10 protein-coding genes are annotated in these 12,227 nt (G+C 51.6%); 7 read left to right on the top strand and 3 right to left on the bottom strand.

The features are described from left to right. Positions 1-201 precede the first annotated feature (201 nt). The 4 genes from lolB to dauA all read left to right on the top strand — a co-directional run bounded on the left by lolB (position 202) and on the right by dauA (position 4,578). A complete protein-coding gene (gene lolB / locus N7268_RS20195) occupies positions 202-825 on the top strand; it encodes a lipoprotein insertase outer membrane protein LolB (RefSeq protein WP_260864219.1) in 624 nt (207 codons plus the stop codon). Continuing rightward, a complete protein-coding gene (ispE, locus tag N7268_RS20190) occupies positions 822-1,673 on the top strand; it encodes a 4-(cytidine 5'-diphospho)-2-C-methyl-D-erythritol kinase (RefSeq protein ID WP_260864218.1) in 852 nt (283 codons plus the stop codon). The genes lolB and ispE overlap by 4 nt, the downstream gene beginning before the upstream one ends. Before the next feature lie 150 nt (positions 1,674-1,823). Continuing rightward, entirely contained in the window at positions 1,824-2,771 is a 948-nt protein-coding gene (gene prs, locus N7268_RS20185; RefSeq protein ID WP_260864217.1) for a ribose-phosphate diphosphokinase, read from the top strand. A 124-nt stretch (positions 2,772-2,895) separates the two neighbouring features. Beyond that, complete coding sequence (gene dauA, locus N7268_RS20180; protein ID WP_198903990.1) at positions 2,896-4,578, top strand: C4-dicarboxylic acid transporter DauA; 1,683 nt, start codon at positions 2,896-2,898, stop codon at positions 4,576-4,578. A gap of 62 nt (positions 4,579-4,640) precedes the next feature. On the opposite strand, the gene N7268_RS20175 is transcribed toward dauA, so the two are convergent. Together N7268_RS20175 and N7268_RS20170 are read right to left on the bottom strand one after the other, a co-directional pair. Continuing rightward, positions 4,641-6,110: a pyridoxal phosphate-dependent decarboxylase family protein gene (locus N7268_RS20175; protein WP_260864216.1), complete on the bottom strand. Its 1,470-nt coding sequence runs from the start codon at positions 6,108-6,110 to the stop codon at positions 4,641-4,643. 9 nt (positions 6,111-6,119) lie between these two features. Continuing rightward, on the bottom strand, positions 6,120-7,505 hold the full coding sequence (locus N7268_RS20170; RefSeq protein WP_260864215.1) for a diaminobutyrate--2-oxoglutarate transaminase: 1,386 nt from the start codon (positions 7,503-7,505) through the stop codon (positions 6,120-6,122). Positions 7,506-8,121: 616 nt separating this feature from the next. Here N7268_RS20170 and lysC point away from each other — a divergent pair. After that, positions 8,122-9,483: a lysine-sensitive aspartokinase 3 gene (gene lysC, locus N7268_RS20165; protein ID WP_260864214.1), complete on the top strand. Its 1,362-nt coding sequence runs from the start codon at positions 8,122-8,124 to the stop codon at positions 9,481-9,483. Between the two features lie 90 nt (positions 9,484-9,573). Here lysC and ychH read toward each other — a convergent pair whose 3' ends face one another. Beyond that, positions 9,574-9,858 (bottom strand): stress-induced protein YchH, encoded by a 285-nt coding sequence (gene ychH, locus N7268_RS20160; RefSeq protein WP_198903986.1) that lies wholly within the window; start codon positions 9,856-9,858, stop codon positions 9,574-9,576. Between the two features lie 274 nt (positions 9,859-10,132). On the opposite strand from ychH, the gene pth reads away from it, so the two are divergent. Further along, complete coding sequence (gene pth / locus N7268_RS20155; protein WP_047415432.1) at positions 10,133-10,717, top strand: aminoacyl-tRNA hydrolase; 585 nt, start codon at positions 10,133-10,135, stop codon at positions 10,715-10,717. Positions 10,718-10,832: 115 nt separating this feature from the next. Continuing rightward, complete coding sequence (gene ychF, locus N7268_RS20150; protein WP_198903985.1) at positions 10,833-11,927, top strand: redox-regulated ATPase YchF; 1,095 nt, start codon at positions 10,833-10,835, stop codon at positions 11,925-11,927. Positions 11,928-12,227 lie beyond the last annotated feature (300 nt).

The raw sequence follows: 12,227 nt of genomic DNA, 5'->3' as shown, positions 1-12,227 counted from the left end.
GTGTGCGGGAATAGTACCAGCGTTGATAAGGTTAGACTGGGTGCATCATACAGGATGCCTGCGGTCAATAAAAGAGACAGCCCCCTTTTGGAGTAATAGCTTACGGTTTAAATTAAGATAACGTGAACGTAGACGATGTACCCGGTCGGCGCTAGCATTAAGGGTTATAACTGCAACGTATCTCAAGGATTTGTCATCATTATGACCCTGCCTGATTTTCGCCTGATTCGCCTGCTGCCGCTGGCGGCCCTGGTTCTTACCGCCTGTACGCTCAACGCCCCTAAAGGTCCAGGTAAAAGCCCTGACTCCCAGCAGTGGCGCCAGCACCAGCAGGAAGTACGCGCGCTAAACCAATATCAGACGCGCGGTGCGTTTGCGTATATTTCCGATCAACAGAAGGTCTATGCTCGCTTTTTCTGGCAGCAAACCGGCCAGGATCGCTATCGTCTGCTGCTGACAAACCCGCTGGGCAGTACCGAACTGGAACTGAACGCACAGCCGGGCAACGTGGAACTCGTCGATAACAAGGGCAAGCATTATACCGCTGACGACGCCGAAGAGATGATTGGGAAGTTGACCGGAATGCCGATTCCGTTAAACAGCCTGCGTCAGTGGATCCTGGGCCTGCCAGGCGATGCCACTGATTACAAACTCGACGAACAATACCGTCTGAGCGAAGTGAACTACAGTCAGGGCGGTAAAAACTGGAAAGTGGTTTACGGCGGGTACGACAGTAAAACGCAACCGGCCATGCCCGCAAATATGGAGCTTTCCGACGGCGACCAGCGTATTAAGCTGAAAATGGATAACTGGATTGTGAAATGATGACCCACTGGCCCTCTCCGGCAAAACTGAATCTGTTTTTATATATCACCGGGCAACGTGCGGACGGCTATCACACATTACAAACGCTGTTCCAGTTTCTCGATTATGGCGACGATATTACTATTGCGCTGCGTAATGACGGTGAAATTCATCTGCTCACCGCGGTTGATGGCGTTGCGCATGAAGATAACCTGATCGTGCGCGCGGCGCGCTTGCTGATGAAAACAGCCTCCGATCGTGGACAACTGCCCGCCGGAAGCGGTGCTGACATCAGTATTGAGAAACGTCTGCCGATGGGCGGTGGTCTGGGAGGCGGTTCCTCCAATGCCGCGACGGTATTGGTGGCGCTGAATCATCTCTGGCAGTGCGGACTGAGTATTGATGATCTGGCGGATATAGGTCTGACGCTCGGCGCCGATGTACCGGTATTTGTGCGCGGACATGCCGCCTTTGCGGAAGGCGTGGGTGAAATCCTCACGCCGGTCAATCCGGCGGAAAAATGGTATCTGGTCGCCCATCCGGGTGTCAGTATTCCAACACCGGTTATTTTTCAGGATCCCGAACTCCCCCGTAACACGCCAAAAAGGTCAATAGAAACGTTACTAAAATGTGAATTCGGCAATGATTGCGAGGTTATCGCAAGAAAACGTTTTCGCGAGGTTGATGCGGCGCTTTCCTGGCTGTTAGAATACGCGCCGTCGCGCCTGACTGGTACAGGGGCTTGTGTCTTTGCTGAATTTGACACTGAGTCTCGTGCTCGCCAGGTGCTTGAGCAAGCCCCGGAATGGCTCGAAGGCTTTGTGGCGAAAGGTGTCAACCTCTCCCCATTGCACAGAGCTATGCTTTAAGCCGGGCAAGCTGAGTTGCGGTGACAACGTCACCCTGTTCCAGACGTTGCATCGCGCTCTTTAATACACCGCCTGGAAAGGATACTGCCTGGCCCGCACAGTTTTCGGCAGATTCTTTCCACCAATGGACGCATGCCTGAGGTTCTTCTCGTGCCTGATATGAAGCTTTTTGCTGGTAACGCCACCCCGGAACTAGCACAACGTATTGCCAACCGCCTGTACACTTCACTCGGCGACGCCGCTGTAGGTCGCTTTAGCGACGGCGAAGTCAGCGTACAAATTAATGAAAATGTACGCGGTGGTGATATTTTCATCATCCAGTCCACTTGTGCCCCTACTAACGACAACCTGATGGAATTGGTCGTTATGGTCGATGCTCTGCGCCGTGCTTCCGCAGGCCGTATCACCGCCGTTATCCCTTACTTCGGCTATGCACGTCAGGATCGTCGCGTACGTTCCGCTCGTGTACCGATTACCGCAAAAGTCGTCGCTGACTTCCTGTCCAGCGTTGGCGTTGACCGCGTCCTCACCGTTGACCTGCATGCTGAACAGATCCAGGGCTTCTTTGATGTACCGGTTGACAACGTATTCGGTAGCCCAATTCTGTTAGAAGACATGCTGCAACTGAATCTGGATAACCCGATTGTGGTTTCCCCGGATATTGGTGGCGTTGTGCGTGCCCGTGCTATCGCTAAACTGCTGAACGATACCGATATGGCTATCATCGATAAACGCCGCCCGCGTGCGAACGTTTCTCAGGTGATGCACATCATTGGTGACGTAGCAAGTCGTGACTGCGTGCTGGTTGACGACATGATCGATACCGGCGGTACGCTGTGCAAAGCAGCAGAAGCGCTGAAAGAACGTGGTGCAAAACGCGTATTTGCTTACGCCACTCACCCGATCTTCTCAGGCAATGCGGCGAACAACCTGCGCAACTCGGTCATTGATGAAGTCGTTGTCTGTGACACCATTCCACTGACCGACGAAATCAAAGCACTGCCGAACGTGCGTACGTTGACCCTGTCGGGTATGCTGGCCGAAGCGATTCGTCGTATCAGCAACGAAGAATCCATCTCTGCCATGTTCGAGCATTAATCGAGCCCGGCTCAAAAACCCGCTGCGGCGGGTTTTTTTATCTGTAACACTTATTTGTATGACTTATGCCTCCTTCACCTGCCATTTAGTTGACAGATGATGCGCTCATGGATGAAACATTATTGTGAATAAATTATTTTCCTCACATGTGATGCCTTTCCGCGCCCTCATCGACGCTTGTTGGAAAGAAAAATATACCGCCTCACGCTTTACCCGTGACCTGATTGCCGGGATAACCGTTGGGATCATTGCTATTCCGCTGGCGATGGCACTGGCAATTGGCAGTGGCGTTGCGCCGCAGTACGGGCTGTATACGTCAGCCGTAGCCGGGATTGTTATTGCCCTGACCGGGGGTTCACGCTTTAGCGTCTCTGGCCCGACCGCTGCGTTCGTGGTGATCTTGTATCCGGTGTCGCAACAGTTTGGGCTGGCAGGCCTGCTGGTTGCCACGCTGATGTCCGGGATATTTCTGATCCTTTTCGGCCTCGCCCGTTTTGGCCGCCTGATCGAATATATTCCCGTGTCAGTCACATTAGGCTTTACCTCAGGTATTGGTATCACCATTGGTACTATGCAGATTAAAGACTTTCTTGGTCTGCAAATGGCCCATGTTCCTGAGCACTACCTGCAAAAAGTCGGTGCACTGTTTATGGCATTACCGACCATTAATCTCGGCGATGCCGCCATTGGTGTGGTCACGCTGGGGATCCTCATTTTCTGGCCGCGACTGGGCGTTCGTCTGCCGGGCCACCTTCCTGCGCTGCTGGCCGGTTGTGCGGTGATGGGCATCGTGAATGTCATGGGGGGGCATGTCGCAACCATTGGTTCTCAGTTCCACTACATTCTGGCTGACGGCTCTCAGGGCAACGGCATCCCGCAGCTGCTGCCACAACTGGTATTACCGTGGAATATGCCGGATTCCAACTTTACGTTGAGCTGGAGTTCATTACAGGCACTATTACCGGCCGCTTTCTCCATGGCGATGCTGGGCGCGATTGAATCCCTGCTCTGCGCCGTGGTGCTCGACGGAATGACCGGTACCAAACACAAAGCTAACAGCGAGCTGATTGGTCAGGGTCTGGGAAACATCGTTGCGCCGTTCTTTGGCGGTATTACTGCAACAGCCGCCATTGCCCGTTCTGCCGCAAACGTACGTGCTGGCGCAACGTCACCGATTTCAGCGGTCATCCACGCTATTCTGGTGATCCTCGCCCTGCTGGTGTTAGCGCCGCTGCTCTCCTGGTTGCCGCTTTCTGCCATGGCCGCGCTGCTGTTGATGGTGGCGTGGAACATGAGTGAAGCCCATAAAGTGGTGGATCTGCTGCGCCACGCGCCGAAAGACGACATCATCGTCATGCTGATGTGTATGTCGCTGACGGTACTGTTCGATATGGTTATCGCCATCAGTGTCGGGATCGTACTCGCCTCCCTGCTGTTTATGCGCCGCATTGCGCGTATGACACGCCTGGCTCCGGTAAACGTAGACGTACCAGACGATGTTCTGGTTCTGCGCGTGATTGGTCCGCTGTTCTTTGCGGCGGCAGAAGGATTATTTACCGATCTTGAATCACGTATTGAAGGCAAACGTATCGTGGTGTTGAAGTGGGACGCCGTACCGGTGCTGGATGCCGGTGGACTGGATGCTTTCCAGCGTTTTGTAAAACGCCTGCCGGAAGGTTGCGAGTTACGCATCAGTAACCTGGAGTTCCAGCCGCTACGTACTATGGCGCGCGCGGGTATCCAACCGATCCCGGGTCGTTTGACGTTCTTCCCGAACCGCACCGCCGCTCTGGCAGATATTCAATAACTGTTCAATAAAAAAATGGCTCCGAAAGGGAGCCATTTTTATTTATGCGCAACGGAAAGTGATTATGCGTTCAGCAGTTGTTCAGCTGTCTGTTTAACGCTTTCCAGCAGCACTTTCACATCTTTCAGGCAAACCGTTGGGTTCAGTAGTGTCAGCTTCAGGCAAGTCACGCCATCCGCTTCTGTTACGCCCACGTTTGCAGCACCGGAGGCCAGCAGAACGTCACCGATACGCTGGTTCAACAGTGCAACAAACGCAACGTCATCGCTCTGCGGACGGAAACGGAACAGTACGCTTGCCAGTTGCGGCTGCATCACCAGTTCCAGATCCGGTTGAGCAGAAACAAACTCCGCCACCTGCCGCGCCAGAGTGACACCGTTATCAATGATTTCAGCGTACTGTTTTTTACCCAGCGCTTCGAGACCCATCCACAGTTTCAGCGCATCAAAACGACGCGTCGTTTGCAGGGACTTGGATACCAGGTTCGGCACACCGTGCTCTTCATCGAAATCAGAGTTCAGGTACGCCGCCTGATAACGCATCAGTTCATAATGACGCGCATCTTTCAGCAGGAATGCACCGCAGCTGATGGTCTGGAAGAACTGCTTGTGGAAGTCCAGAGTGACAGAATCCGCCAGTTCAAGACCGTTGAGGAAGTGGCGATACTTCTCAGATAGCAGTAACGCACCGCCCCATGCCGCATCCACATGCATCCAGATCTGGTGCTCAGCCGCCAACGCAGCAATCTCTGTTAACGGATCGATAGCGCCCGCATCGGTCGTACCGGCAGTGGCGACAATCGCCATCACCTGCTCACCATTGGCTTGCGCCTGCGCCAGTTTGGCTTTCAGGTCTGCAGCATCCATGCGAGAAAACACATCGGTCTTAACCTGGGTGACGGAACGGTAACCCAGTCCCATCAACGCCATGTTTTTCTGAACAGAAAAGTGCGCGCTTTCAGAGCAGAATACTTTAATTTTGCTCAGATCGCCGGTTAAACCATCCTGCTGGATAGAGTGCCCCTGACGTGCAAAGAAAGCGTCACGTGCCAGCATCAGTCCCATCAGATTGCTCTGAGTGCCTCCGCTGGTGAATACGCCCGCATCGCCAGCCTGATAACCGACCTGCTCACGCAGCCATTCGATCAGCTTGATCTCAACGATGGTCGCTGACGGGCTCTGATCCCAGGAGTCCATACTCTGGTTGGTGGCGTTGATCAGCACTTCAGCGGCCTGGCTAATCACCAGGCTCGGGCAGTGCAGATGCGCCACGCATTGTGCATGGTGCACAGACAGGCTGTCCTTCAGGAAGTACTCAACTGCCCGCTCAATAGTGGCCTGGTTACCCAGGCCCTCAGCGGTGAAGTTCAGATTGATGCGCTCGCGCAGCTGCTCAACGGTTTTACCCTGATACATCTCAGGTTGTTTTAACCATTCAACGACAGCTTTGCTGCTCTGCTCGATGGCGTCCTGGTAGGCTGCGATGCTTTGCGCCGAACCGGACAGAATCGGGTTGTTATCTGACACGTTCATTAACTCCGATTAAACCGGCTTAACGCCAGCGCCCAACAGGGCGTTCTCAAATTTATCGAGGAAAATTTCCAGCTCAGCATTGGTGATCAGCAGAGAAGGCAGCAGACGCAGCACGCTACCGTTACGACCACCACGCTCCAGGATCAGACCGGATTCAAAGCATTTTTTCTGCAACAGTGCAGAAAGCTCGCCATCCGCCGGGTAGCAACCCATGTGATCTTTCGCTTCGTTTGGTTTAACGATTTCAAGACCGATCATCAGACCCAGACCACGAATGTGACCGATAACCGGGTAACGTTTCTGCAGCTCAGCCAGTTTGCCTTTCAGCCACTCGCCCTGGGCGGCAACTTTGTCGGCAATGTTGTCATCTTTCAGGATTTTCAGCGTAGTCAGGCCAGTCGCCATCGCCAGCTGGTTACCACGGAAGGTACCGGTGTGATGACCCGGTGACCAGGCGTCGAACTGTTTCTTAATACCCAGCACGGCCAGCGGCAGACCGCCACCAACTGCTTTAGACATCACGATGATGTCCGGCTCAATACCCGCATGTTCGAAGGCGAACAGTTTGCCGGTACGTGCAAAGCCAGCCTGAACTTCGTCAAGGATCAGCAGAATGCCGTGTTCCTGAGTCACTTTACGAATGCGTTGCAGCCACTCGATCGGCGCCGGATTCACGCCGCCCTCACCCTGCACCGCTTCCAGGATCACCGCAGCCGGTTTACGTACGCCGCTTTCAACGTCGTTAATCAGGTTTTCGAAGTAATACGTTAAGGCTTTCACACCCGCCTCACCACCGATACCCAGCGGGCAACGGTACTCGTGCGGATACGGCATAAACTGTACTTCTGCCATCATGTTGCTAACGGCTTCTTTCGGGGACAGGTTGCCAGTCACGGACAGCGCGCCATGGGTCATCCCGTGGTAGCCGCCGGAGAAGCTGATCACACTGGAGCGCCCGGTGACTTTCTTCGCCAGTTTCAGCGCCGCTTCTACAGCATCCGCGCCGGACGGGCCGGTGAACTGCAGGCAGTACTCTTTACCCTGACCTGGCAGTAAAGAAAGCAAATAAGATGAGAATTCATCTTTTAATGGAGTAGTAAGGTCAAGCGTATGTAACGGTAATCCGCTCGTGATGACACTTTGAATGCTCTTAAGCATTTCAGGATGATTATGACCAAGCGCCAGGGTTCCGGCACCTGCCAGGCAATCAAGATATTGATTATTTTCTACGTCGGTAATCCAGACACCCTGCGCTTTGGCAATAGCCAGTGGCAGTTTACGAGGATAGCTGCGGACATTAGATTCAAACTCAGCCTGTCTTGCTAAAAAAGTTTCATTGCTCTGCGGTAATGAATTAGCATTCAAAGTATCAATACGGACTTTATCCGTCATCATATCACTCCTACAACCAGGTGTAGATTAACGCCTGATTGAATAAATGGTTAAAAGGATTGCCTGTAAAAAAACGCGGCTAATATATGTTGTTTTAGCTAAGGACTCAATCATTTATTTCGCCCCTGAGTTAACGCTGATTTTTAACTTAAAATACAAAAAGTAACAACAACTCCTCAGGGGCAAACCCATCATAAGTTGTTACTCTTTAGTATAAAAATCTACAACTCACCGCAATGGAGACAGCAAACATAAATCCTTAAATTTTTCATGGTGTTATTGAATTCATTACGAAAACTCACCATTAATAGAGTCAGCGTCAGAGCGTTAATGTATACATTTAAACTTACTTATCGATAATTAAAATAAAAAAGTCGATCCCTTCAGATAAATCACTTATTATGTCGCGCTTATTTACACGCTCTGTAAATAAAGAACTAATGCGCATCACCCGGTAACGCGTACAGGCGAAACACGTTATCGACAACAGGAGTGCCTCCTGGGTTGTCATCAGAAATGTTCGCGGGCGGACATTTCGTAAGGCGAAGCGACCTTCCCTTATGCCGAGAATGAAAAATTTTCTAGCCATAAATTAATGGCGCCCTGATATGAGATTGTTATGACTCGCATTTACCCACATTTCATCGTTGCCAAATTTGGCGGCACCAGCGTCGCTGACTTTGACGCGATGAACCGCAGCGCCAGCATTGTTCTTGCTGATCCCAATGTTCGTTTAGTTGTTCTCTCTGCTTCGGCAGGCGTTACCAACCTGCTTGTTGAACTTGCTGAAGGTCTGGAAAGCCATCAGCGTATGGACAAGATCGAGACTCTACGTACTATCCAGCACAATATTATTTCCTGCCTCAAGCAGCCCTCCGTGATCAGCAAGGAAATCGATAATCTCCTTGAAAATATCAGTCGCCTGGCGCAAACGGCGGCAACTGCGCCGTCTACCGCGCTCAGCGATGAACTGGTCAGCCACGGCGAGTTGATGTCCTCTTTACTGTTTACTGAAGTACTCCGTGAACGGGACGTGGAAGCCAGTTGGTTTGATGCCCGAAGCGTTATCCGCACCAACGCGACTTACGGTTGTGCAGAGCCGGAAATCCGCACGCTGGCTGAGCTGGCGGAAACTCACCTGCGTCCGCGCATTGAACAAGCGCTGGTGATTACGCAGGGATTTATCGGTCGCGATAGCGCAGGACACACCACAACGCTGGGGCGTGGTGGTAGTGATTACACCGCATCGTTACTCGGTGAAGCGCTCCACGCGGCGCGGGTCGATATCTGGACCGATGTTGCCGGGATCTACACCACCGACCCGCGCGTCGTGCCCAATGCCAAACGTATCGACCACATCTCGTTTTCCGAGGCCAGCGATATGGCTGCATACGGTGCCAAGGTTCTCCATCCGGCGACGTTGATGCCTGCAATGCGCAAAAACATTCCGGTGTTTGTCGGCTCCAGCAAAAATACCGCTGCCGGCGGCACGCTGGTGTGCAGCACGACGGATAATCCACCGCGTTATCGTGCCGTTGCGGTGCGCCGCAAACAGACGCTGTTGCGCTTACATAGCCTGGATGAACAACCATCTTGTCAGTTTTTAGCGCGCATGTTTGCCCTGTTGGCTCGTCACTCTGTTGCCGCCGATCTGGTCACCACGTCAGAAAACAGCATTGCGCTGGCGCTGGACTCCACCCATGCCACTTCCGGTGAAGATCCTACGTTGACCACCTCATTGTTTACCGAGCTCTCTTCTCACTGTCACGTTGAAGTGGAAACCGGCCTGGCGCTGGTGACACTGGTGGGTAATCAACTGACTCAGGCATCTGGCGTTGTTAAAGATGTATTTGCCTGGCTTGAAGAACATGCAGTACGTATGGTCTGTCATGGCGCATCTCGTAATAATCTTTGCTTCCTGCTCCCCGCAGACGAAGCCGATAGCGCTATAAAAGCACTGCATCTCCAGTTGTTTGAATAATCCGTTTTTGCCTGTCTCAAAAACAAAAAGTCCCGGTCTTTAGGCCAGGACTTTCTTCATCATCTTAATGGCTCCCGCTGGAGCCATTACTTAGCTATGGCGATGGGATGAATCGCCACCACGACGACAGCGTTTATCGTAATGTCGCACCCACCAGTAACGATCGCTGATTTGCTCATGCCCACCGACGCGGGCCCCCGCCAGCCAGAGAATACCGCCGACAAAAATACTGAGCACAGCACCATGTGCGAAAAACTGTGGCAGGTTAAATTGCGGCAGCTGATTTAAAATTGAATAGCCAACACCCACAACCATCACCACCAACCCTAAAGCCATGAGCACGTTACCGAGTAACGAAGCGTTTTTGCGTTTCATGTGTCACCTCCGGAACTTTGGGTTGCTACAGGGAATACCCCTAATCCTTATGTGTAAAGTATAGACAACACTGCCCTTCGCATGTGCGGGAGCGATCACAATTACAAACACCCATGCAACAAAACTTTACAAATAAGCTACTGAACAGTCTCAATTTCCAATAGTCCAGCAGAGCAATTATTCAGTTTTTGATCATACGCACGCAGTTTTTTGTCAACCGCGTCGCCAGACAGTAAACTACACGCCGTTTATGGACACACTCAGGACAAAACACGTGACGATTAAATTGATTGTCGGTCTGGCAAACCCTGGCGCAGAATATGCGGCAACACGACATAATGCTGGCGCATGGTATGTCGATTTACTGGCTGAAAGATTACGCGCCCCCCTGCGTGAAGAGCCGAAATTCTTCGGTTATACCTCCAGAGTAACGCTTGAAGGCGAAGATGTCCGCCTGCTGGTGCCGACCACATTTATGAATCTGAGCGGCAAGGCCGTCGGCGCGATGGCCAGTTTTTATCGTATCAATCCCGATGAAATTTTGGTCGCTCACGACGAATTGGATCTGCCTCCGGGTGTCGCCAAATTTAAACTTGGTGGGGGTCACGGCGGACACAATGGTCTGAAAGACATCATCAGCAAGTTAGGCAATAACCCAAACTTTCATCGTTTACGCGTCGGAATTGGTCATCCCGGCGATAAAAACAAAGTTGTCGGTTTTGTTTTAGGCAAACCGCCTGTTTCAGAACAGAAGTTAATTGATGAAGCCATTGACGAAGCGGCGCGTTGTACCGAGATTTTGTTCAAAGATGGCCTGACCAAAGCAACGAGCCGGTTACACACCTTTAAAGCGCAATAAGCAGCGATGTGCGGCATTTTTTTCGCGTGCTGTGTATAATAGGCAGAGTTATTTACTTTTCTACAATCTGTTTTCTGTAACAGGTTGAATATCAAAAGATTAAGGTGATTTAAACATGGGATTCAAATGCGGTATCGTCGGTTTGCCAAACGTAGGCAAATCCACCCTGTTCAACGCGCTCACAAAAGCGGGTATCGAAGCGGCAAACTTCCCGTTCTGTACTATTGAGCCGAACACAGGTGTTGTCCCGATGCCCGATCCGCGTCTGGATCAGCTGGCGGAAATCGTCAAGCCACAGCGTATTCTGCCTACTACAATGGAATTCGTGGATATCGCGGGCCTGGTAAAAGGCGCGTCTAAAGGTGAAGGTCTGGGTAACCAGTTCCTGACCAATATCCGTGAAACCGAAGCTATCGGTCACGTGGTGCGTTGCTTCGAAAACGACAACATTATCCACGTTAATAACAAAGTGGATCCGGCTGACGATATCGATGTTATCAACACTGAACTGGCCCTTTCCGACCTTGATACCTGTGAGCGTGCTATCCACCGCGTGCAGAAGAAAGCCAAGGGCGGTGATAAAGATGCTAAAGCAGAACTGGCTGCGCTGGAAAAATGTCTGCCACAGCTGGAAAACGCCGGCATGCTGCGTGCGCTGAAAAACCTGACTGACGAAGACAAAGCGGCCATCAAATACCTGAGCTTCCTGACGCTCAAGCCAACGATGTATATTGCTAACGTCAACGAAGATGGTTTTGAGAACAACCCATACCTCGATAAAGTGCGTGAAATCGCCGAAGCCGAAGGTTCTGTTGTGGTCGCCGTTTGTGCCGCTGTTGAATCCGATATTGCTGAACTTGATGATGCCGATCGTGATGAGTTTATGGCTGAGCTGGGTCTGGAAGAGCCGGGACTGAACCGCGTTATCCGCGCTGGCTACCAGTTGCTGAACCTGCAGACCTACTTCACCGCTGGCGTGAAAGAAGTTCGCGCCTGGACTATTCCTGTCGGTGCCACCGCTCCGCAGGCAGCCGGTAAAATCCACACCGACTTCGAAAAAGGCTTTATCCGCGCGCAGACCATCGCGTTTGAAGACTTCATCACCTATAAGGGTGAACAAGGTGCGAAAGAAGCCGGTAAGATGCGCGCTGAAGGTAAAGACTACATCGTTAAAGATGGCGATGTCATGAACTTCCTGTTCAACGTCTAATAAAATTTGTTATCTCATGGGATCCCAACATATCTCATGAGAATAACAAAAAACCATAAAATCCACGCAATTGCGTGGATTTTTTTGTATGTATCTCAGTGAGCACTGCAAGGATGCCGTCAATATTGAGAGTAAACGTGACTACACCCCCGTAAATCCCCGGAAATAAGTCGCAAGCTTATTCCAGTTGATAACAAACAAAACCTGTTTATATACATAAAGCAGAAACCATTTATTCACAACATGTCATGACACTTTTCCTCTCTCACGCTGATAAAAGTTGCGCTATTTTTCATCTCC

Origin of the sequence: Citrobacter sp. Marseille-Q6884 (assembly GCF_945906775.1) — a bacterium.
Taxonomy (GTDB): Bacteria; Pseudomonadota; Gammaproteobacteria; order Enterobacterales; family Enterobacteriaceae; genus Citrobacter.
The sequence above is the reverse complement of the archived record's forward strand: the minus strand, read 5'-3'. Positions and strand labels throughout refer to the sequence as shown.

Bases quoted from the DNA above. Each gene is read 5' to 3' on its own strand.
- lolB (WP_260864219.1), top strand. From the start codon at position 202: ATGACCCTGCCTGATTTTCGCCTGATTCGCCTGCTGCCGCTGGCGGCC.
- ispE (WP_260864218.1), top strand. From the start codon at position 822: ATGATGACCCACTGGCCCTCTCCGGCAAAACTGAATCTGTTTTTATAT.
- N7268_RS20175 (WP_260864216.1), bottom strand. From the start codon at position 6,110: ATGAACGTGTCAGATAACAACCCGATTCTGTCCGGTTCGGCGCAAAGC.
- N7268_RS20170 (WP_260864215.1), bottom strand. From the start codon at position 7,505: ATGATGACGGATAAAGTCCGTATTGATACTTTGAATGCTAATTCATTA.
- lysC (WP_260864214.1), top strand. From the start codon at position 8,122: ATGACTCGCATTTACCCACATTTCATCGTTGCCAAATTTGGCGGCACC.
- ychH (WP_198903986.1), bottom strand. From the start codon at position 9,858: ATGAAACGCAAAAACGCTTCGTTACTCGGTAACGTGCTCATGGCTTTA.
- ychF (WP_198903985.1), top strand. From the start codon at position 10,833: ATGGGATTCAAATGCGGTATCGTCGGTTTGCCAAACGTAGGCAAATCC.